A 20463-nucleotide genomic window follows, 5' to 3' on the forward strand; every position below is an offset into this window, starting at 1 on the left:
CAAACGCGGCTCCCAACCTGAACGAAGTTGCAGGGGCCAGAGAGTAATGTCAGCAAGCATTATGCGGAGAAGCCGGATACCGGTTGTCTCCGTCTTTTGCTTTGCCTCAAGTACCCAACTTGGCTGCAGTGGAACCATTCGGTTCCGCTGCAGTTCCAGTGCCTGCCAGCGCTTGGCGTCTCGTGCCGATCCATCCAGATCCTGCCTGGCACACCCGAAGCTTTTCGGGCCCAAAGAGACACGACCGGAACCGGCTGTCCGGCACGTCTGGTCGCGTTTCAAAAAAATGATCGCACCGCGGTCAATAGTTCCGCGCCTTCTGCCGGGCCGTGTTACCGTGCCCGCGTGCCGCTTGCAGTCGGGGGGAGGGCATTGAACGCATTGAAGGAACATCCGGTTTTCGGTTTTGCCGACTGGTGCCTGCGTGGCATCGGGCAGGTCGTGTTTCAAAACAATCCGGCCTCGGGTCTGATCATCCTGGGCGCGCTTTTCTTCAATTCGCCGATCTATGGCGCCATTGCCGTTTTCGGAGTGGTCATCTCCACCGCGACGGCGGTGTTGCTGCAGGCGGACAAGGGGCTGATCCGTGACGGGCTGTTCGGCTTTAACGGAGCGCTTGTCGCGCTGGCGTTGATTGCGTTTACAAGCGAGGATTTTCACTACGGGGCTGTTCCGTCCGTTTATCTGACGGTCTATATCGCGTTCGGTTCCGCCATGACGGCCATGGTCTTCACCAGTCTTGCAAACCTGCTTGGCCCGCATAGGGTCGCGCCGCTGACAATGCCGTTCGTGCTGGTCGGCTGGCTGTTCCTGTTTGCCGTCCTGAAGTTCCACAGCATCGATGCCGGCCCGCTCGCCAAGCCCGTCTCGCCCACCCAGTATGATGGCACGGTCCAGTACACGCTGGCGACCTGGTACAAGGGCATCGGTAATGCCATCGGCCAGATCTTCTTTCAGGACAACTGGATCAGCGGATATCTGATCGTGCTCGGCATTGCGGTGAATTCGCGCATCAGCGCGATCATGGCGCTGCTCGGGGCCAATGTGGCAGCCTTTGTTGCCGTTGTTTACGGTGCGCCGGAAGGGGCGATCAGTGACGGTCTCTTCGGCTATAACGCGGCCCTGACGGCGATCGCGCTCGGGGGCTTCTTCCTGGTGCTGACGCCAGCCTCTGCCCTCTACACGCTGTTTGGCGTTGTTGTGTCGACCTGGCTCTGGGCGTCCGTCGCGATCTTTCTGGAGCCCATCGGCATGCCGGTGCTCACCTCGACCTTCGTGATCGTGACCTGGCTGATGCTGATCGGCGTCAACGGATTTGCGGCCCTTGTTCCAGTTGCTCCGGCTGACGCCGTTACGCCAGAGGCCAACCGCAGGCGTTATTTTAAGGGGTTGCGGGAAGGCTGAACCGGCAGACAGGTCAGGCTCCATGCAGGCCGAGAGGGCTGGGCTTGGATAGGTTGATACCTCCGACCAGCCTGTCGTCCTTCTCTAGCCCCTCCAGTTTCTTGATGCTGCCTATTTGGGGCTCTCCGATCCCGAAAATTCGCGTCGCTGCGTCCGGGATGACGATCGAGAGGGAGGCGTGTGAGCGGGGCTTTATTGAGTGGCTCCGCTCACATTTCTCATGACGTCAGCCTCAGACTTTCAGAAAACAGCCGTTCTCCGTGTGGGAGCGTTCGGCAAGGTCGAGGGCGACCTGAAGCCGTGCGCCGTGGTCGAAATCCGGGTCGGCCGGAGCCCCGGTCAGAATAGCGGCGGCAAACCGCTGGTAGACTGTCGGAACAGCGCCAACCTCGATGTCAGTCCAGGTCGCAGAAGAAAGATCTTCGCCCTGGCAGATGCGCAGGCCTTCGATGCCCTTTTCGAAAAGCACTTCCAGGCCGCCCTTGTCGCCATAAAGGCGCAGGCGCAGGTCGTTCAGATGGCCGGAGGCAAACCTGGTGGCGCTGATCGTGCCGAGCGCGCCGTTTTCAAGCTCGGCCTGCAGGGTGGCGCTGTCGTTGGCGTCGAGCGTGTATTCGCCGATCCTGCCGCCCTCTGCCTTGTCGAAGGTCTTCAGCCGGCAGGAAAGTTCGCTCACCGGGCTGCCGGCGGCGAAGATGACGAAGTCGAGGATATGGATGCCGACATCGCCGAGAACGCCCTTGGAACCGTGCGCGCTCGACAGGCGCCAGAGCCACTGGCTCTCGGTCTTCCAGTCTCCCCACGCCGGCTGCGTCAGCCAGCTTTGCAGGTAGGAAGCCTCGAAGTGACGAAGCGCACCGATGGCGCCACCCGCAACCAGCTCGGCGGCCTTCTGCAGCACGGCAACATTGCGATAGCTCAGGTTGACCATGCCGATCAGCTTCTTCGCGCGGGCGAGATCCGCCATCTCCCGGGCGTCGGCAGCGTTGGTCGCCAGCGGCTTTTCACACAGGACGTGCTTGCCCGCGGTCATCAGGGCCATCGTGGTCGGATGGTGCGCCGCGTCCGGCGTCACGTTGGCCGCAGCGTCAAATTCGCCCCAGGCAATTGCCTCTTCCAGCGTTGCGAAGCGGTTCGGAATGGCAAAGGTGTCGCAGAACTGGGTGAGCACGTCCGGGCGCTGGTCGACGCCGCCGACGATTTCAACGCCGTCGATCCTTGAAAAGGCATCCGCGTGGGTACGCGCCATATTGCCGGTGCCGACTATCAGGATCCGGAGAGGGTGTGCAGCAGAGGTCACGGGGATCTTCCTCAGCGTTTGAGGGCAGGACGGACCGGCGAAAGTCTGCCGGTCCGGAAGGGAAAGTGGATCAGCGGAAACCTTCTTCGCCGTCGGCGTGCAGCTTCGGGCCGCGTTCCTCGATCTTTTCGGGAGCCGCTTCCACCGGCACATTGGGTGCAATGTTCGGATCGGCGATCCGGGCCATCGGGTTGAACGCCCATTTGACGCCGTTCTTCAGAACCGTCTGCACATGGGTGTTGTGATAGGTCGGATAGGTTTCGTGCCCCGGGCGGAAGTAGAAGACGTTGCCCGCGCCGCGCTTGTAGGTGAGGCCCGAGCGGAAAACCTCGCCGCCCTGGAACCAGCTGATGAAGACCGTCTCCAGCGGTTCCGGCACACCGAAAGGCTCACCGTACATTTCTTCCATCTCCAGCTCGAAGCTGTCGGGAAGACCGTTAGTGATCGGATGGTTGCGGCTGGTCACCCACAGGCGCTCGCGCTCCCCGGCCTCGCGCCAGGTGAGATTGCACGGGCTGCCCATCAGGCGTTTGAACGGCTTGGCGAAATGGGCCGAATGCAGAAACACCATGCCCATGCCGGACCAGACGGCGTCGCAGACGCGTTCCACCACTTCGTCGGAAACGTCGCCATGGGCAGCGTGACCCCACCACAACAGCACATCCGTTTCGGCAAGGCGTTCCTTCGTCAAGCCGTGTTCGGGTTCCTGCAAGGTGGCGGAGGTGGCGGTGATTTCGGGATCGGTGTTCAGCGTATCGGCAATGCACTGGTGCATGCCGTCCGGATAGACACCCGCGACGATCTTGTTGTGCTGTTCATGGACGTTTTCGCCCCAGACCACGGCTCTGATCGGCATTTCAGCCTCTCCCGTTCTTCAGATGTTGGCAGAATTGTTGGCGAGCTAAGGATAGAAAGCGCTTTCTTTTGAAAAGTTCCTCCAAAGCGCTTTGGATAGCGCTAGCACCGAGGTTTTGTGCTGTCAATCGGAGGGGCTGTAATATTCGATCACAGTTCTCGCCGGTTGCTCCGCCGCCGGTACGCTCAATGTCGTCGACAGATGCTCACCGGTCAGGGCGGGCCTCAAGGGCGGACACTACCAAGGCAAAGAAGGAGCCGATCGGAACGAGAAGCCTGGGGCTGTGACCCACCGCCGCATTTCCAGTCAGGTCAGGTCATGAAAACATACCATATGTTATGGTTTGTTTTGGAGGAGTGGTGAAATGAATGGTCTATTGCTTGCAGCCGCGGGTCTTTCGGCTGCAGTCTGCCTGCTGCATACATTCGCAGGGGGGGCGGACGATCGCCGTACCGTTGCTGAAAGCGTCGGATCTCCACCCGGTGCCGAAATATGTCGCCTATTACTGCTGGCATATCGTGACAATCGTTCTGGCAATGATTGCCGTCATGTTTGCTATCGCTGGTGTGCGGTCTGAAAGCCTCGATCTCGGCTTGGTGGCGACCGTGTTGACAGCTTCTTTTTGTCTGCTGGGCCTTGCGGTGCCACCGCTGAAGAAGCAGAAATACAGCCAGATGCCGCAGGGCTGGCTGTTTCTGCCGATTGTCCTGCTGGGTGGTCTTGGTATTCTGGGCGGAGTGAGTTGACCTGAGGAAGCGTTTCGGAAAATCGGACTGGCTTGATCTCGGTCTGACGCAGCTTGCAAAGGATGGACCGGCGGGACTGACCATCGAGGCTCTCTGCACCGCAGCAGACCGCACGCGTGGCTCGTTCTATCACCATTTTCAGGATCACGGGGCTTTCGTCGAAGCCCTGATGCTTGCCTGGAAACAGCGGCACACGCTCGACATTGCAGAACAGACACTGGCCGAAAAAGGGGATCTGCGGGCGCGGAAGCTGTCGGATCTCGCCAATCGTCTGGACCACCGACTGGAGCAGGCCGTGCGCCAATTCGCGCAATCAGACCTTCGGGCGCAGGAGATCGTCCGGGACGTCGATGATTTGCGAACCGGGTTTGTCGCGCGGCTCTACGAAGCTGGAGGGATGGAGCCTGCGCTTGCAGCAGATGTTGCTAAAATCGAATACGCGGCTTTTGTCGGCAGCCAGATTGTCTGGCCGGATATGCCGGCAGATGAGCGTGTTGCCCTCGTTCGGCGCTTTGCGCAGCTGGTTGCAATGGCGACAGAAACAGGGTCGAGAAAGTAATCCTCGACCGGAGAGCCATAAAAAAATCCGGGCGCTCCTAGCGCGCCCGGGGTAATGTGGAGGCTGTTGGTGCCTCAGTAGCCGGCGGAAAGCGCGCCGGGGCGCCGCGGGTCGGAAGCCCCCGCCAGAACACCGTCAACGAGCATGATCGACTGGGTCGACCCCATGGCGTTCTTGACTTCCACCTTGTGCCCACGGGCTTCCAGCAAGCGGATCGTGTCCGGAGAAAGACCTTCCTCGATGCGGATTTCATCCGGCAGCCACTGATTGTGGATGCGCGGAGCAGCCGTCGCTTCTGCGATGTTCATGCCGTGATCGACGACGTTGAGGATGATCTGCAGCGTGGTGGTGATGATACGGCTGCCGCCTGGCGAACCGGTGGCAAGGAACAGCTTGCCGTCCTTGAACACCAACGTCGGGCTCATGGACGAAAGTGGCCGCTTGCCGCCCTCAACCGCGTTGGCCGTTCCGCCAATGAGGCCATAGGCGTTGGGTACGCCGGGCTTTGCGGAAAAGTCGTCCAGTTCATTGTTGAGCAAGACACCCGTGCCGTCGGCGGTCAGGCCGACGCCGTAGGAGAAGTTCAGCGTGTAGGTGTTGGAGACCGCATTGCCGTCCTTGTCGACAACGGAATAATGCGTGGTCTGGTTGCTTTCATAGGGGAAAGGATCGCCGGGCTTAACCTCTTCGGAAGGCGTTGCCATGTCCATCTTGATGGATTTCACCAGTTCAGCGGCATAAGCCGGATCGGTCAAACCCTTTACCGGAACATCGACAAAATCCGGGTCGCCCAGATACTTGGAGCGGTCCGCGTAGGCGCGCCGCATGGTTTCGGCCATCACGTGGATGCTGTCTGCAGAGTTCGGACCATATTCGGCAAGCGGATAGCCCTGCAGCATGTTGAGGATCTGTACGATGTGCACGCCGCCGGAAGACGGTGGCGGCATCGATGCGATTTCATAGCCGTGGTAGCTGCCCACGACTGGGTCCCGCCAGACCGGTTTGTATCCGGCCAGGTCTTCCGTGGTCATGCCGCCTCCGGAGGCAGTTACCTTCTGTGCGATCTTTTCGGCAACTTCACCGGTGTAGAACCCGGCTGCCCCCTTGTCGGCGATCAGTTTCAGCGTTGCGGCAAGATCCGTCTGCTTGAGTGTCTCGCCCGGTACGAACGGCAGGCCGCCGGTCTTGTAGAAGATCGCGGCGGTGGTCGGGTCCTGAAGAAGGCGTTTTGCGGATGCGGTCAGCGATGCCGCGAGATCCGGTGTCACTTCGATGCCGTTTTCCGCAAGGCCAATGGCAGGTGCGACCAGCTCTGCCCAGGTCAGCTTGCCGCTGCCGTGTTTTTCAAAGGCCTCGGCAAAGCCGGCGACCGTGCCCGGCACACCGACAGCAAGACCGGAAAAGCGGGATTTCTGGTTATCGGGTTCGCCGTCTTCTCCCAGGAACATATCCTTGAAGGCTGCGGCAGGTGCCATTTCCCGATAGTCGAGCGCCTTGGTGTCGCCGCTGTCCGCCAGGTGAATCATCATGAAACCACCGCCCCCCAGGTTGCCGGCGCGTGGCAGCGTGACGGCAAGCGCGAAGCCGGTGGCAATGGCGGCATCGACTGCGTTGCCGCCTTTCTTCAGGATGTCGACACCGACGCGGCTTGCGACGGCTTCCTGGCTGGCAACCATGCCGTTCTGCGCCGTTTCAGGCTGGAAGCGGTCTTTCAGCGAGTAGATCGGCGAATCCTGCGCGGCGAGAGGTGCCGCGATGCCGACAACAAGAGCGGTCGCCAGGGAAACCGCGGCAAAGCTGGATTTGAAAAGATGTTTCATGTGTCTCTCCGGTCGCCTGGATGGCGGGAGTTGGCAAGTGGAGGGCAGGACGCGCAACGGGCGTGGCGCTCTGTCCGACAACTTTAAGTCGTTCTTGATTCAGCGCAAGGCTAGATGATCAGATAGGCTGCAGTCTTGAAGGGACAAGCTGCACGTGGGCCAGAACGCGACTGGTTGAAGGAGGATTCATGAGCAAGGCAATTGCCGTTTCGAAACCGCGTCTCCATTCGGGTGTGCGATCATTCCTGGGTGGGGTCACCCTGATGGCTGTCGCCGCCCTCTTCGGTACGAGTGCAGCCGAGGCGGGCGATGCTGCTGCCGGCAAAGCGCTGGCGCTGCAATGGTGCTCCGCCTGCCACCTCGTGTCTGAAGACCAGGATCGCGCCTCCAGCGCGTCGCTGCCAAGCTTTTACGACATTGCGAAGGATCCCGGCTGGACGGAAGAAAAACTTGCGACCTTCCTTGCCGATCCCCATCCGCAAATGCCGAACATGACCCTCGGCAACATCGAAATCGCCAATCTCGCCAGCTACATCGAAACCCTGGCACCCTGAGGTTCTTCGCTACACCAGACCTCGTTGCAAGGGGTGGGGCACGAAGCCCGTCCTTCGAGACTGCGCCACGTGCCTCGTCAGGACGTGGTCTAGGGGCACCGCAAGATTTGCCACTGGTCCCTTAAAACTCGAACTCGGCCAGCATCGCGGCGTGGAAGGATCCGGCATAGGCGTCTTCATCCGCGTCGAAGACTTCATCCGGAAGACCGACATTGAACACCTTGAAGTCAACCGTTCGGTGGGCGACGGATGCGCTGGCCAGAATGTGGTCCAGCGCCTGTCCCTTGCCCTTGTGAATGACGGTCTGGCGCTTTTCCGGCGGCAATGAAGCGTCAAGCTGGTAGAGGCGGCGCGCGGCAAGTTGCGGCGAACAGGTGTCGTCCGGGTCGGCGCGCAGCAGCCTCAAGGTTCCGGTTTCCCCGGTCGCGTTGAAATCTCCCGCCAGGACGATCTGGCTATCCTCGCTTGCATCGAAAAGGTCTTCCACCGCAAGGCGCAGTTCGAGTGCCTGGGCGGTCTGTTTCAACACTGATAGCTGATACCCTTCCGCCCATGCGGAAACGGATGTCCACGTCCGGTCCTCTGCCTTGCCGCCGCGTATCATCGCGGCGATAGGCGCCCGCAAATGAACGCAGAAGACGTGCAGGGGGCGGCCGGTGCCGATGTCGATTTCCACCTGCAGAACGGGCCGGTCGAACAGGATCGTCTGCGGGCTGCGATAGGCCGGTACAGCGGTTTTGGGCTGCCAGTGAGGCGGGTGGGCATGTGCCTGGTAAAGACTTAGGCACCTGGTTATCGGAAAGCGAGAGAGAACCACCAGGTTATGGCGGTCGCCGGGACCCTTTCCCGAAGGTCGTTCGCTGGTTGCCCGGTGAAATTTCTCGTACGGCGTTCCCTCCAGAAGAAGTTCCAGCGCCTGGAACTGCCGTGCTGAGACACCTTTCCGTTTCTGCGCGTTGACTTCCTGCAGACAAAGGATGTCGGCCTCAAGCTCCAGAATCTTTGGCCGAAGCGCGTCCAGCCGGGGTGTCAGTGCGTCCGGATCATGCCGGTCCGCACCAAAGGATTCCATGTTGAAAGTGGCAAGTCTCATTCAGCAGGCCCGAAGCTGGAAAGCGTACCTGAAACCATAGCCGCGCATCGGGCCAAGTGGTAGAGAGCGCAGATGCAGGAATGAGCCGACCATAGACGGGGAGAGGCAAATGAGCGAAGAGGGATGCCCCTGTGGCAGCGGCAAGGGGTTCGATCTGTGCTGTGAACCTTATCTTGCCGGAAAGGCCCTGCCCGAAACCGCAGAGGCCTTGATGCGCTCGCGTTACAGTGCTTACGTCCGGCAACTCATTCCGTATCTGAAGGAAACGCTCTGGCCGAAGTATCAGCCGAGTTTCGATGCGCAAGGCACCGCGCGCTGGGCGGCGGAAAGCCACTGGACGGGCCTCAGTGTGTTGGCCACCGACAAGGGCGGGCCTGCCGACAGGGACGGCACCGTTCTTTTCGAGGCAAAATACCTGTCCGGCGGCAAGCTTCACGTGCACCGCGAACTGAGCCGTTTTCGCAAGAAAAGCGGTCGCTGGTATTATGTGGAAGCCGTGCCGGAATAGGTCGGCTGGCTGTCTTCATTTTTGACTTTGAAAAAATCGTCCGGTCCCTGCGATTGGCGGCGGGAGCAGGGACCGGACCAATTTGCAGATAGAAGGGGAGGCAGCCCTCAACATCCGCAACAAGGAGATCGGGAAAGCCCGCGGCAGGGTCAGCCGAGGGTGGTCGACAGGGTCGAATCGAATCTCGTTCTCGATTTGTTCTCATTAGCATGATTCCCGGTGCCGGTGTCAAGCAGGGAAGCTGTCTTCATGGATGTCCGAACGCTGAGAACGGAATTGGCAGGATAGAAGGTAAAATCAACGTCTTGACCAACTTTCCATCGTCCTCACACATCTGTGAAACGTTGCTGGCTGCGTTTGACTGATCGCCATAGAATATTAAGTCACTCATGTCACAAATACGGAAGAGTACTCATAAGGGACCCCTACGTGCGTTTTTCCGCCAACTCCTGGACCAAGCGTTTGCAAGGCATCGCCTCGCCTCTGGGATTGGGGAAAGGTGCTGATCAGATCCTGGAGTTCCTGAAGGGAAGTGGAAGCGAACGGCACGCGGCGGGCCGGATGGCGGTATCGACCTTTGCGGTGCGGATCGCCGGTGCAGCGCTCGCCTATCTGTCGCAAATCGTGCTCGCACGCCTGTTGGGGGCGCATGACTATGGCCTTTATTCGGTTGCCTGGACTTTCGTGATCGTTCTGGGTGTCATGGCCTGCGGCGGCTTTTCCACCTCTGCCAGCAGGTTCATCCCGCAGTATCTGCAGAACCGGGACATGGCGCGCCTGCGCGGGTTCTTGCGCACAAGCCGGCAAATGGCGTTTTTTCTCGGGGGCGCTGCGGCGGTCATAGGCATCGGCTGTCTCGCCCTGTTTCGCCCGCTTATTGATACGTCCTATTTCCAGCCCTTGTCGGTCGTCCTGCTGGCGCTGCCCTTCTTTGCCTTCGGACTGGTGCAGGACGGTATCGCGCGCAGCTACGACTGGTCGTCGCTGGCAATGCTGCCAACCTATATCTGGCGGCCGCTGGCGATCCTGTTCCTGCTCGTCGGTGCCGTTCTGGCCGGGTTTCGGCCCGATGCGCTGACAGCTGCCGTCGTGGCCGTCGTGGCAACCGCGCTGGTCGCGCTTTACCAGTTTGTGCATCTTCGCAGGCGGCTGGTCCCACGCGTTCCGAAGGGGCCATACAAGTTCGAGTTCAGATCCTGGCTGGCAGTGTCCATGCCGATGCTGATGGTCGACGGTTTTCTGCAGCTGATCACCAGTGCTGACGTGATCATGGTGAGTTTCTTTCAGGATCCGGACGAGGTTGCGGTCTATTTCGCTGCATCCAGAACCCTGGCGCTGGTGCATTTTGTCTATTTCGCCGTAAGGGCCGCCTCGGCGCATCGCTTCTCCAGCTACACCCACAATAAGGATCTTTCAGGGCTTGCCGGTTACATGCGGCAGGCAACTCTCTGGACCTTCTGGCCGTCTGTGGCCGCGGGCGTTGGGTTGCTTCTGATCGCGCCGCTTCTGCTTGCTCTTTTCGGCAGCGACTTTGAAAGCGGCTACGAACTGATCGCCCTCCTGATGATCGGCGTGCTTGCGCGCGCATCCGTCGGTCCGGCCGACGCGCTTCTGACGATGACAGGGCACCAGAACACCTGCGCCGGCATTTATGCCGGGACGTTTGTTCTCAATGTCGTCCTCAATCTTGTTCTGATCCCGCTGCTCGGCCTTGCCGGAGCGGCCATTGCCACAAGTCTTGCGATCCTTTTTGAGGCCACTGCCCTTGCGGTTGTGGCAAAACGGAAGCTCAATATCACGACGTTCGTTTTGCCCTTGCTTTTCGCCAGGAACCGTCCGGTTGACCAATGATACGCTCTCTTCCGTGCAGCTCGAGGTCTTGTCCCTCGATCCGTTGAGCGCCGCCATACCGCTTGAGGACTGGCAGACGCTCTGTGCGGCTGCCCTCAGTCCGAACCCTTTCTTTGGTCCGGATTTCCTTCGTCCGTTTCTGGAAAAGATGAGCAAACAGGCGGTACGACTTGTGGTGGTCCGGGAGCGGCCGGGTGGCCGCTGGCTGGTGGCGGCCCCCGTCGGCCGACGTCGTTTTGGATTGGCCGTTGCGGCCAACACCACCTGGGCAAGCGAATACGCGCCGCTCGGAACACCGCTGATCCACCCGGACGCAAGTGCCGAGGCAATCGCCGCATTCATCAATGCCGCCAGAGAGCCCGGGAATGCGCTCGCCATCCCCTATCTGCCGCTTCATTCCCAGTCGGCAACGCGCTTGAGGGCGGTGGGCGCGGGAAAGAAGTCGGTTCTGGCGAAGTCCTTCCGGGCGAGCCACGGCGCCGGAGCGACAGGCAAGTCACAACTTGCCGAGGCTGACAGCGGCAAGAGGCGCAAGGAAATGCGCCGGCTGATGCGCCGGCTGGGTGACCACGGCAAGACCAGCTTCCGCAGTCTGTCCGGATCTGATGCCATTGCCGGGTTCGAAGCCTTTCTGGAGCTCGAGGCCTCCGGCTGGAAGGGCCGGTCCGGAACCGCGCTGGGCAGTCAGTCCGGGACGGCGGACTTCGCCCGCACGGCCGTCGCTAATCTGGCAAGTCGCAACGGGGTCCGGATCGACCAGCTCTGGTCGGGACAGACACTGGTTGCCGCCCTGGTGCTGTTTCAGCAGTCCGGCAAGGTGTATTCTTGGAAGATCGCCTTTGACGAGGAGTATGCCCGCTATTCTCCCGGTGCCCAGATCGCGCTGCAGGCCTTGAAGATCAATCTGGCCATTCCTGGCTTCAGGGGAGCGGATTCCCTGGCCATTCCCGGGCATTCGATGATCGAGCCCTTGTGGCGAGGCCGGCTGGAAACCGGCACGATGCTTTTTGCCGATGGCCTGAAGCGGTCGTTGTGCAAGACGGACCTGAAGCTTGAACAAGCCCTGCGCCGAGCCGCACGGACGCTGAGAAAGCGCCTGCGCGCCTGAAACAGGCGAAGCTAGCCTTCGACGCTCTCCAGGTCCCGCAATTTCCTGCGAATGATCTTGCCGGTGGTGGTCATGGGCAACGAGGTGACGAATTCGATTTCCCGCGGATATTCATGCGCCGAAAGACGTTCGCGGACGAAAGTGCGGATATCGTTTTCCAGAGCCGCGCTTTTTTCCGTGCCCGGCTTCAGGACGATGAAGGCCTTGACGATTTCCGTGCGTAGCGGATCCGGTTTGCCGACAGCCGCGGCAAGCGCGATCGACGGATGCTTCAGCAGGCAATCCTCGATCTCGCCGGGGCCGATCCGGTAGCTTGCCGAGGTGATGATGTCGTCGTCGCGGCCAACGAAATGGACATAGCCGTCCTCGTCCAACAGGCCCTGGTCGCCGGTGATCATCCAGTCTCCGATGAACTTCTCCCGCGTCGCCTCCGGCTTGTTCCAGTATTCCAGGAACATTACCGGGTCCGGCCGGCGGATGGCGATCTGGCCGAGGGTTTCTGCCGGCAGCTCATTGCCTTCATCATCGATGATCGCAACCTGATGGCCAGGCGTTGCCTTGCCAATGGCGCCAGAGCGGCTGACGCCAAGTGCGGCCGCAGAACCGAGCACCGCGTTACATTCCGTCTGGCCATAGAATTCATTGACGTTGAAGCCGAATTCCGCAGCGAACCAGTCATAGGTTTCCCTGCCGAGGGATTCTCCGGCAGAGCCGACGCTGCGCCAGGAGAGGTCAAAGCGCTCGGCCGGACGCTCCACAGCGCGCAGCATCTTCAAAGCCGTCGGCGGAATGAAGGCATTGCGGATCTTCTGTCTTTCAAGAAGATGGAAGGCGAATTCCGGGTCGAACTTGCGAGACGCGTAGCAGACCACCGGCACGCCGAGAGACAGAGCCGGAAACAGCGCATTCAGCAAGCCGCCTGCCCAGGCCCAGTCTGCGGGCGTCCAGAGCAAGTCGCCTTCACGGCCGAGGAAATTCTGCGAAAGCTCGATGCCGGGCATATGGCCGAGCAGCACCCGGTGGCCATGCAACACGCCCTTGGGCTGCCCCGTGGTGCCGGATGTGTAGATCATCAAAGCCGGATCGTCGGGTGTGGTCGCAAGGGTCCGGTAGGTGTCGGACGCCTTGTCCAGCAGATCGTCAAACCCGAACACGCCGGTTTCCGGTCCGTCGACCGAGATCACCAGATCAAGGCCGGGCAGGTCAGCCCGGATTTCCGCAAGCTTTGCCAGGCCGGCCGTGTCTGTCACCAGAACGCGGGCGCCGGAATCTGAGAGCCGGTAGCGCAGCGCCTCCAGCCCGAACAGGGCTGCCAGAGGCACTGCAATTGCGCCGGTCTTGTAGGCCGCCAGATGTGCGATGGCGGTTTGTGGGATCTGCGGCAGAAGCAGGGCAACCCGGTCGCCGCGGTTGAGCCCGAGGCCTTCAAGGGCGTTGGCAAGGCGATTGGCCGCCCGGTTCAGCGCAAGATGGCTCCAGTCCCGGCAGGAACCGTTCTCGAGAACCTGACGGATCGCGAGGCGCTCCGGGTCTGTTGCAGCCCATTCATCGCTGACGGCTGCGGCCATGTTGTAGGTTGCGGGCCGAGGCCAGCGGAATGTCTCTCTCAGCGCGTCGTAGTTGCCAGTAGGCTGCAGCATTTCAGAGCGTCCGGTGCTTCAATTTTGAGCAGCGGAGTGTAGGGCGGTCATTGCTGCAGCGCAATAGAGCCGAAATCCATCCTTTGAAAGCAGCGATGAAATCCTTAACCGGACTTCTGAAACACGCCGGCAAGTGTGGCTGGAATAAAATCTTATACTGTCATTATTCCTTATAAATTATCGATTGTCCGAGTGGGTCAGCCATGCGCGATGGTCCTGAAATCGTTAACGCCCGCCTGCGTGAAACAGGGGCATAACGCCACCATTCCGGTTGGCCTTTGACTGCGATTTTGTGGTGAGAAAATCAGCATCCGGTAGCAACGTATTCACTAATAAATGCGAGATTTCCTTAACTTATGAGGATCAAAATCCCGCCAGGATAAAAAATAGTCCGGCTGGGGACCTGTAGATCCATGAAGATGTTTGGGCAGTCCGCGCTCGCTCGTGTCGGCGCGCTTTCCGTGAAACTGAAAATCCTTTCTCTAAGCCTTCTGACCGCAATCGGCATGTTGACGATCGGCGGGGTGTTCTGGTGGAGCCAGAACGAGGTGGCCGGAGCCTTCAACAAGCTTGATCAAAGCGCGGGACTGGCGCGCAGCGTTGCTGATCTTTCAGATATTGCGAACGGCATGCGCAACATCGGCAAGGGCTACCTGGCGCGGCCGGAGGAAAAGGATCACGAACTTTTCGAGGCCAAGCTCAGTGAGGCGCATGGGGTTCTGGATGACATCTCCGCCAAGCCAGTTGCCGCAGCCTTCAATGCAGAGATCGCAGACGTTCGCGACACGCTTGACGGGGCGTCGGGTGCCTTTTCGTCGCTCAATACCGTTCAGCGGGAAATCGGCTTCAATTCCGAAACAGGCCTTCGAGCAACTCTCAGCGAAAACGCCGACGAGGTGCTGAAGCGCCTGAAGAAGGAAATGCGCTTCGGTGGCGGTCCGGACTTCGAGAAGATGGTCACCACCATGCTCGATGTTCAGTTGTCGGAAAAGAAATTCATTCTCGACCGCAACGACGTTGCCCTCGGCAACTTCGAGGTGGCATTCGGTCGGTATGAGCGCCTGTTGAAGAAGGCTTATCTGCCGAACGAGATCAAGGAAGACGTCGGCACCAAGATGGCGATCTACCGGGAAGCGTTCGACGCCTACACGGCGGCTGTCGCCGAAAAGGACAAATCGATCGAACTTCTGGAAACGCTGTTCGATCTGGTGCCGCCACGCCTGGAAGCGCTCAACAATGCCGCGCGCGAGGCCGAACTGGCAGCCGAGCAGGATCTTGAAACCGTCCGGGCCTACTCGACCCTCGCCGTCGTCAGCGTGATCGCCGCTTTCCTGGTGTCCGGCGTCCTGGCTGGAATGCTCATCGGCCGGTCCATCGCCAATCCGTTGTCGCGTCTCCAGAACGCCATGGAAGAACTGGCGTCCGGGCATGTAGACGTCAATCTGCCTGCCGCCAAAGGCAGTGTCGAAATCGCCGCCATGGCGCGCACCGTTTCCGTTTTCCAGGATAACGCTGTCGAACGGCAGCGCCTCGCGGCCGCATCGGAAGAAGAAAACGCGCAGCGCGACGCCCGTGTGGCCCGTCTTGAATCACTGATCGCCAATTTCGAGGCAACGGTCGGGCAGGCTCTGGAAAGTCTCGACCGGTCTACCTCTGACCTGACGCAGACCTCTGCCGCCGTTGAAGCCGCAGCGGACGATGTTGCCCAGCAGGCTGACCGGGCCGGCAACGCCGTGCGCGTGGCGGCTGAAAACGTCAACTCGGCCGCATCTGCCAGCGAGGAACTGGCAGCATCTATCAACGAGATCTCCAACCAGGCGTCAAATTCCACGACGGTGGCCAAGAAGGCGGTTGCCAGCGCGGAAGGCACGTCCCAGACCATGGGGCAACTGTCCCGCGCGGCCGACCGGATCGGCGAAGTCATGGGGCTGATCCGCGATATCGCCAATCAGACCAACCTCCTGGCGCTCAACGCTACCATCGAGGCTGCCCGGGCAGGCGAGGCCGGCAAGGGTTTTGCGGTCGTGGCCGCCGAAGTGAAGCAGCTTGCGGACCAGACCTCGCGTGCGACGGAAGATATCGCCAGCCAGGTGGAAGCAATACAGATGTCGTCCAGCCATGCGCTTGAAGCGATCGATGAGGTGACCGGTATCATCTCCGAAATGGAAGGCCTGGCCTCGGCCGTGGCATCGGCCGTCATCCAGCAGGATGCCGCGGTTCAGTCCATCGCCAAGAACGTGGTCGATGCCTCGACCCGCTCGCATGAAGGGGCCGAATGCATGACCGCGGTTGGTTCTGCCACCGAACACGCCCGGGCAACCGGCGGCGAGGTCGAGCAGCTGGCAACGTCGCTGTCCGAACAGGCAGCCCTTATCCGAAGCGAGATCTCCAACTTCCTTTCCGGTGTTCGCGCGGCCTGACGCGCGATAACACGACGAACAAGGCCAGCCTTCCCTCAGGAAGGCTGGTTTTTTGTCTTTCGCGAGGTTGTAGCTGCGGAAAGAATTACTTCTTCGCGAGGGGATGTGCACTTTCCACCAGTTCGCGCAGGCGCTCGTCCAGGACGTGGGTGTAGATCTGCGTCGTGGAAATGTCGGCATGGCCCAGCAACTGCTGCACCACTCTGAGGTCGGCACCGTTCTGCAACAGGTGGGAAGCGAATGCGTGGCGCAGCACGTGCGGGGAAATCTTGCCGGCATCGAGACCGGCGGCGACGGCAAGCTCCTTCAGGTCTCGTGCAAAATGCTGGCGCGTCAGGTGTCCGCTGTCGCCATGGGAGGGAAACAGCCACGGGCTTTTTTCGTACGCCCCTTCGGCAGCACGCAGACCGACGTAGTCCTTCATGGCAGCCTGGGCAGCGCGGGACAGCGGCACCAGTCGCTCCTTGCCGCCCTTGCCCCTGATTTCGATCAGGCGGGCGTCCCGGAGCGCAGCGGTAACCGGCAGGGCAACCAGTTCCGAAACGCGCAGGCCGGTCGCATAAAGCACTTCGATAAGTGTGTACATGCGCTGCGTACGCAAGCGCGCCGCCGCGCTTTTCTGGGGCTTTTCGGTTTCCGCCCTGGCGGTTTCGATCAACCTGTCGACGTCTTCCATCGACAGCACCTTGGGCAGGCTCGCGCGCTTTTTCGGGGCGGACAGTGTGCGGGTCGGGTCGTCTTCCCGGGAGCCTTCCGCGTAAAGGAACTTGTAGAACTGCTTCAGCGCGGACAAGCGTCTTGCCTGCGAGGTCTCGGCAAATCCGCGCCGGTTGAGATCGCCCAGGTAAGCCGAAATGTCTTCGGATTGCGCTGATGCAAGCATCTTTCGGCCGAGGAAGCCTGAAAAATCCTCCAGGTCACGGCGGTATCCGGCCAGCGTGTTTTCTGCCGCGCCGCGTTCGGCGGCCAGCATTTCGAGGAAGTTTTCAAGATCGAAACCGGTTGCCATTGCGTATGCCTTCGCAAAGGACCTGAAACTTGTCCCGTTGATGACCCGCCATTTGAAAGCGTGCGCTAGCGGCCGAAGCCGTCTTTCTTCACCCTAACCTCGATTTCCCGTTCACGCGGATCGACAAGGTTGGCCAGGGAGTAGATCGCGCCATAACCGAGCGCGCCGAGCAGCAGCAGCACGAGCAACAGGCGGGTCAGGGTCGGCACGTCGGCTGTCTCCAGGTCAGGGCGTCGGTCCGCTCACGGGCAAGCGAATCGGATAGGCGATTGTTTCAACAAGGCGGGGGCGCATGCAAGGCAAAGCAGCAGTCTGGCAGGCGGAGTTCCCCCGTGTCTTTTTTGACGAATATGCTAAAACGCCGCCATGACAGAACACGACAAGGCGCGGTCTTCCGAAGGAGGATCCGCGGAGACAGACGTAAAACCCGTTGATCTGGCCCGCCTGGTAGCTGCCCTGGGGCATCGGTCCATCGTTCTGGTGGGAATCATGGGCTGTGGCAAGTCGACCGTCGGCAAGCGGCTGGCGCACCGGCTGGGCCTTGAATTTGTCGACGCCGATACCGAAATCGAGCGCGCGGCCAACATGAGCGTGGCGGAAATTTTCGCCGAACACGGCGAGCCTTATTTTCGCAGCGGTGAAGAACGGGTGATCGCCCGTCTTCTGCGTGAAGGACCGCAGGTGCTGGCAACGGGCGGCGGCGCTTTCATGAGCGAGGCAACTCGGGCGGAAATCGCCGAGCTTGGACTGTCCATCTGGCTGAAAGTCGATTTCGACACGGTGATGGCACGGGTCCGGCGCAGGTCCACGCGTCCACTGCTGCAGAACCCCGATCCCGAGGGAACGATGCGCAAGCTGATGGCTGACCGCGAGCCCGTCTATGCCAAGGCGGCCCTGACGGTCACCTCCAAGGACGTTCCGCATGAGGCGGTGGTCGATCAGATCGTCGCTACCCTTGCGGATCACCTGTTCGAACGCGAGGCCACCAGCGCCGCGCAAACATCAATGACCTGAATTTAGAAGCGTGACGGCATGGTAGACACGGTAGTGGCAAAAGCATTGTTGGGCCGGGACGAGAAAATCGTCCGGGTCGATCTTGGCGCGCGCAGTTACGACATCAAGATCGGTCGGGGGCTGCTTGAAGGAGCGGGAGCGGAAATCGCCGCCGTTATGCCCGGTGCGCGTCTTGCGGTCGTTGCCGATGAAACCGTTGCGGGCCTTCATCTGAAGGCTTTTTCGCAGAGCCTCAAGGCCGCCGGTCTGGAGCACACCACCATCACGGTGCCGGCAGGCGAAAGCACCAAATGCTTCCGTGAATTCGAGCGCCTGTGCGACGAGGTTCTGGCCGCCCGGCTGGAGCGCGGCGATGCGGTCGTCGCCCTTGGCGGCGGTGTCGTCGGTGACCTGACGGGCTTTGTCGCCTCGGCCGTGCGCCGTGGCATGGCCTTCATTCAGGTGCCGACCACGCTTCTTGCCCAGGTCGACAGTTCCGTCGGCGGCAAGACCGGCATCAATTCACGTCATGGCAAGAACCTGATCGGCGCTTTCCACCAGCCCGCCCTGGTGCTGGCCGATACCGCCATTCTGGATACGCTGCCGCTGCGCGACTTCCGCGCCGGTTATGCGGAAGTCGCCAAATACGGGCTCCTGGGTGATGCGGATTTCTTCGCCTGGCTGGAGACCAACTGGCAGGCGGTTTTTGCAGGTGGCGCGGAACGGGACGAGGCCGTCGCAAGGTCCTGTCAGGCAAAGGCGGATGTGGTTGCTGCCGACGAGCTGGAATCCGGCCGCAGGGCGCTCCTCAATCTGGGTCACACGTTCGGCCACGCGCTTGAATCGGCGGTCGCCTACGAGACCGAGCGTCTGGTCCATGGCGAAGGCGTTTCCATCGGCATGATGCTGGCACATGAATTCTCTCAGCGTCTCGGCCTGATCGGCGAGGACACCGTCGAACGTGTCCACAAGCATCTGAGCGATGTCGGCCTGCCAGTGCGGGTGCAGGTCATCCCCGGTCAGCTGCCGCCGGCTGAAACGCTCATGGATATCATCGCGCAGGACAAGAAGGTCAGCCGGGGGGCGCTGACCTTCATTCTGACGCGCGGTATCGGCGAAGCCTTTGTTGAAAAAGGCGTCGATCCCGCACTGGTCTCTGACTTCCTGAAGGAGAAACTCGAGGCATGACGGAAACGGCTCTCTGGCTGGCGATTGTCGCCATCTTCGTTCTCCTGTTCCTGTCCGGCTTCTTTTCCGGTTCGGAAACGGCGCTCACCGCCGCATCGCGCGCGCGCATGCACCAGATGGAAAAAACCGGCGACTGGCGCGCCCGGGTGGTCAGCCTGCTGATCGCCAACCGGGAACGTCTGATAGGCGCGCTGCTCCTGGGTAACAACCTGGTTAACATTCTGGCGTCTGCGCTGGCAACCAGTGTGTTCCTGTCCCTGTTCGGCGACGCTGGCGTTGCGCTTGCCACCCTGGTGATGACCGCCCTCGTTCTGGTTTTTGCCGAAGTGCTGCCGAAGACCTGGGCCATTTCGAATCCGGAGCGGTTTGCGCTCGCGGTGGCGCCGATCGTGCGCTTCGTGGTGGCCGTGTTCGGTCCGATCGTGGTCGGGGTGGAGTGGATTGTCCGCAACATCCTGAAGCTGGTTGGCGTCAATATCGGCGACGACACCTCGATCCTGTCGCCGCATGAGGAACTGCGCGGCGCCGTCGATCTGCAGCATATCGAAGGTGGCCTGGAAAAGGGTGAGCGCGACCGCCTCGGCGGTTTGCTCGACCTGGCGGAACTGGAAGTCTCGGACGTGATGGTTCACCGCACCAACATGGTGGCGCTGAATGCGGACGATGCGCCGGACAAGCTGGTGAACGCCGCATTGGCATCGCCCTATACCCGCCTGCCGCTCTGGCGCGGGGAGAGCGACAATTTCGTCGGCGTGCTGCATGCCAAGGATCTGCTGCGTGCGTTGCAGGCGGCCGGTGGCGATGCTGCGAAGATCAACGTTCTGGATATCGCTGCCCCGGCCTGGTTCGTTCCCGACACGACCTCGCTTCAGGATCAGCTCAATGCATTCCTGCGGCACAAGTCCCATTTCGCGCTCGTGGTTGACGAGTATGGCGAGGTGATGGGCCTGGTCACGCTGGAAGACATTCTGGAAGAAATCGTCGGCGAGATCGCGGATGAGCACGACGTGGAGCTGGAAGGCCTGCGGCCGCAAGCCGATGGCTCGGTGATTGTCGACGGCTCGGTGCCGATTCGCGACCTCAACCGCGCTGCCGACTGGAGCCTGCCGGACGACGAAGCGACCACGATCGCCGGTCTGGTCATTCACGAAGCGCGGATGATTCCTGACGAGCGCCAGATCTTCACCTTCCACGGTTTCCGCTTCACGGTGCTGCGGCGGGAGAAGAACCGCATCACGCGGCTGCGCATCATGCCGCTAGGCCAGATTCCGGGCGTCAAGATGCCGGCCGGAGCTGCCCAGGCCGTTGCGGGCGCGGCTGCGAAAGCAGGCACCTGAGCCAAGAATCCACTCGGCTTCAATGCCGGGTGGAGTTACCCAGGCTGATTTGTGGCTGGTCTGAAGATCAGTAAAAA

General features: G+C 60.8%; 18 protein-coding genes and 1 pseudogene. 12 read left to right on the forward strand and 7 right to left on the reverse strand.

Annotated elements, in window-relative coordinates; translation table 11 throughout:
* Positions 1 to 372 precede the first annotated feature (372 nt).
* A complete protein-coding gene (locus HCG46_RS22440; protein ID WP_168687414.1) occupies positions 373 to 1404 on the forward strand; it encodes an urea transporter in 1032 nt (343 codons plus the stop codon).
* A 232-nt stretch (positions 1405 to 1636) separates the two neighbouring features.
* On the opposite strand, the gene HCG46_RS22445 is transcribed toward HCG46_RS22440, so the two are convergent.
* Positions 1637 to 2704 (reverse strand): Gfo/Idh/MocA family oxidoreductase, encoded by a 1068-nt coding sequence (locus HCG46_RS22445; protein WP_353621832.1) that lies wholly within the window; start codon positions 2702 to 2704, stop codon positions 1637 to 1639.
* 70 nt (positions 2705 to 2774) lie between these two features.
* Entirely contained in the window at positions 2775 to 3560 is a 786-nt protein-coding gene (locus HCG46_RS22450; protein ID WP_168687416.1) for a ThuA domain-containing protein, read from the reverse strand.
* A gap of 368 nt (positions 3561 to 3928) precedes the next feature.
* Here HCG46_RS22450 and HCG46_RS22455 point away from each other — a divergent pair, with 368 nt between their 5' ends.
* The 3 genes and pseudogenes from HCG46_RS22455 to HCG46_RS22460 all read left to right on the forward strand — a co-directional run bounded on the left by HCG46_RS22455 (position 3929) and on the right by HCG46_RS22460 (position 4865).
* Positions 3929 to 4306 (forward strand): hypothetical protein, encoded by a 378-nt coding sequence (locus tag HCG46_RS22455; RefSeq protein WP_168687417.1) that lies wholly within the window; start codon positions 3929 to 3931, stop codon positions 4304 to 4306.
* 43 nt (positions 4307 to 4349) lie between these two features.
* A pseudogene (locus tag HCG46_RS28635) lies at positions 4350 to 4463 on the forward strand (TetR family transcriptional regulator); the annotation flags it as partial.
* Between the two features lie 12 nt (positions 4464 to 4475).
* Entirely contained in the window at positions 4476 to 4865 is a 390-nt protein-coding gene (locus tag HCG46_RS22460; protein WP_286185482.1) for a hypothetical protein, read from the forward strand.
* 74 nt (positions 4866 to 4939) lie between these two features.
* Here the strand turns inward: HCG46_RS22460 and ggt are convergent, their stop codons facing one another.
* Positions 4940 to 6685: a gamma-glutamyltransferase gene (ggt, locus tag HCG46_RS22465; RefSeq protein WP_168687418.1), complete on the reverse strand. Its 1746-nt coding sequence runs from the start codon at positions 6683 to 6685 to the stop codon at positions 4940 to 4942.
* Between the two features lie 188 nt (positions 6686 to 6873).
* On the opposite strand from ggt, the gene HCG46_RS22470 reads away from it, so the two are divergent.
* The gene (locus HCG46_RS22470) at positions 6874 to 7239 is read left to right on the forward strand and encodes a c-type cytochrome (protein ID WP_209009583.1); all 366 of its coding nucleotides are present in this window, start codon (positions 6874 to 6876) and stop codon (positions 7237 to 7239) included.
* Positions 7240 to 7360: 121 nt separating this feature from the next.
* Here HCG46_RS22470 and HCG46_RS22475 read toward each other — a convergent pair whose 3' ends face one another.
* The gene (locus HCG46_RS22475) at positions 7361 to 8332 is read right to left on the reverse strand and encodes an endonuclease/exonuclease/phosphatase family protein (protein ID WP_168687419.1); all 972 of its coding nucleotides are present in this window, start codon (positions 8330 to 8332) and stop codon (positions 7361 to 7363) included.
* 109 nt (positions 8333 to 8441) lie between these two features.
* On the opposite strand from HCG46_RS22475, the gene HCG46_RS22480 reads away from it, so the two are divergent.
* From HCG46_RS22480 to HCG46_RS22490, 3 genes are all read left to right on the forward strand, one after another.
* Complete coding sequence (locus HCG46_RS22480; RefSeq protein WP_168687420.1) at positions 8442 to 8840, forward strand: YchJ family metal-binding protein; 399 nt, start codon at positions 8442 to 8444, stop codon at positions 8838 to 8840.
* Positions 8841 to 9269: 429 nt separating this feature from the next.
* Positions 9270 to 10691, forward strand: a complete 1422-nt coding sequence (locus tag HCG46_RS22485; protein WP_209009584.1) for a lipopolysaccharide biosynthesis protein — start codon at positions 9270 to 9272, stop codon at positions 10689 to 10691.
* Positions 10681 to 11799 carry a GNAT family N-acetyltransferase gene (locus tag HCG46_RS22490; protein ID WP_168687421.1) on the forward strand — a complete coding sequence of 373 codons (1119 nt, stop codon included), beginning with the start codon at positions 10681 to 10683 and terminating at the stop codon, positions 11797 to 11799. Before HCG46_RS22485 ends, HCG46_RS22490 begins: the two co-directional genes overlap by 11 nt.
* Before the next feature lie 11 nt (positions 11800 to 11810).
* Here the strand turns inward: HCG46_RS22490 and HCG46_RS22495 are convergent, their stop codons facing one another.
* Positions 11811 to 13439 (reverse strand): AMP-binding protein, encoded by a 1629-nt coding sequence (locus tag HCG46_RS22495; protein WP_168687422.1) that lies wholly within the window; start codon positions 13437 to 13439, stop codon positions 11811 to 11813.
* Positions 13440 to 13852: 413 nt separating this feature from the next.
* Here HCG46_RS22495 and HCG46_RS22500 point away from each other — a divergent pair, with 413 nt between their 5' ends.
* Positions 13853 to 15859: a methyl-accepting chemotaxis protein gene (locus HCG46_RS22500; protein ID WP_209009585.1), complete on the forward strand. Its 2007-nt coding sequence runs from the start codon at positions 13853 to 13855 to the stop codon at positions 15857 to 15859.
* Between the two features lie 85 nt (positions 15860 to 15944).
* Here HCG46_RS22500 and xerD read toward each other — a convergent pair whose 3' ends face one another.
* Both xerD and HCG46_RS22510 read right to left on the reverse strand, forming a co-directional pair.
* Positions 15945 to 16868: a site-specific tyrosine recombinase XerD gene (xerD, locus tag HCG46_RS22505; RefSeq protein ID WP_023002797.1), complete on the reverse strand. Its 924-nt coding sequence runs from the start codon at positions 16866 to 16868 to the stop codon at positions 15945 to 15947.
* A 65-nt stretch (positions 16869 to 16933) separates the two neighbouring features.
* Positions 16934 to 17077 (reverse strand): hypothetical protein, encoded by a 144-nt coding sequence (locus tag HCG46_RS22510; protein ID WP_167579543.1) that lies wholly within the window; start codon positions 17075 to 17077, stop codon positions 16934 to 16936.
* Between the two features lie 157 nt (positions 17078 to 17234).
* Between HCG46_RS22510 and HCG46_RS22515 the strand changes: the two genes are divergently transcribed.
* From HCG46_RS22515 to HCG46_RS22525, 3 genes are read left to right on the forward strand one after another with little or no spacing between them, the layout of a single operon-like run.
* Positions 17235 to 17882, forward strand: coding sequence for a shikimate kinase (locus HCG46_RS22515; protein ID WP_023002799.1), 648 nt, complete (start codon positions 17235 to 17237; stop codon positions 17880 to 17882).
* Between the two features lie 18 nt (positions 17883 to 17900).
* Entirely contained in the window at positions 17901 to 19049 is a 1149-nt protein-coding gene (aroB, locus tag HCG46_RS22520) for a 3-dehydroquinate synthase (RefSeq protein WP_168687423.1), read from the forward strand.
* Complete coding sequence (locus HCG46_RS22525; protein ID WP_023002801.1) at positions 19046 to 20386, forward strand: HlyC/CorC family transporter; 1341 nt, start codon at positions 19046 to 19048, stop codon at positions 20384 to 20386. Before aroB ends, HCG46_RS22525 begins: the two co-directional genes overlap by 4 nt.
* Positions 20387 to 20463 lie beyond the last annotated feature (77 nt).

The sequence above is a fragment of the Labrenzia sp. PO1 genome (assembly GCF_012273635.1).
Taxonomy (GTDB): Bacteria; Pseudomonadota; Alphaproteobacteria; order Rhizobiales; family Stappiaceae; genus Roseibium; species Roseibium algicola.

Bases quoted from the DNA above. Each gene is read 5' to 3' on its own strand.
- HCG46_RS22450 (WP_168687416.1), bottom strand. From the start codon at position 3,560: ATGCCGATCAGAGCCGTGGTCTGGGGCGAAAACGTCCATGAACAGCAC.
- HCG46_RS22455 (WP_168687417.1), top strand. From the start codon at position 3,929: ATGGTCTATTGCTTGCAGCCGCGGGTCTTTCGGCTGCAGTCTGCCTGC.
- HCG46_RS22460 (WP_286185482.1), top strand. From the start codon at position 4,476: ATGCTTGCCTGGAAACAGCGGCACACGCTCGACATTGCAGAACAGACA.
- ggt (WP_168687418.1), bottom strand. From the start codon at position 6,685: ATGAAACATCTTTTCAAATCCAGCTTTGCCGCGGTTTCCCTGGCGACC.
- HCG46_RS22470 (WP_209009583.1), top strand. From the start codon at position 6,874: ATGAGCAAGGCAATTGCCGTTTCGAAACCGCGTCTCCATTCGGGTGTG.
- HCG46_RS22475 (WP_168687419.1), bottom strand. From the start codon at position 8,332: ATGAGACTTGCCACTTTCAACATGGAATCCTTTGGTGCGGACCGGCAT.
- HCG46_RS22480 (WP_168687420.1), top strand. From the start codon at position 8,442: ATGAGCGAAGAGGGATGCCCCTGTGGCAGCGGCAAGGGGTTCGATCTG.
- HCG46_RS22495 (WP_168687422.1), bottom strand. From the start codon at position 13,439: ATGCTGCAGCCTACTGGCAACTACGACGCGCTGAGAGAGACATTCCGC.
- HCG46_RS22500 (WP_209009585.1), top strand. From the start codon at position 13,853: ATGAAGATGTTTGGGCAGTCCGCGCTCGCTCGTGTCGGCGCGCTTTCC.
- xerD (WP_023002797.1), bottom strand. From the start codon at position 16,868: ATGGCAACCGGTTTCGATCTTGAAAACTTCCTCGAAATGCTGGCCGCC.
- HCG46_RS22515 (WP_023002799.1), top strand. From the start codon at position 17,235: ATGACAGAACACGACAAGGCGCGGTCTTCCGAAGGAGGATCCGCGGAG.
- aroB (WP_168687423.1), top strand. From the start codon at position 17,901: ATGGTAGACACGGTAGTGGCAAAAGCATTGTTGGGCCGGGACGAGAAA.
- HCG46_RS22525 (WP_023002801.1), top strand. From the start codon at position 19,046: ATGACGGAAACGGCTCTCTGGCTGGCGATTGTCGCCATCTTCGTTCTC.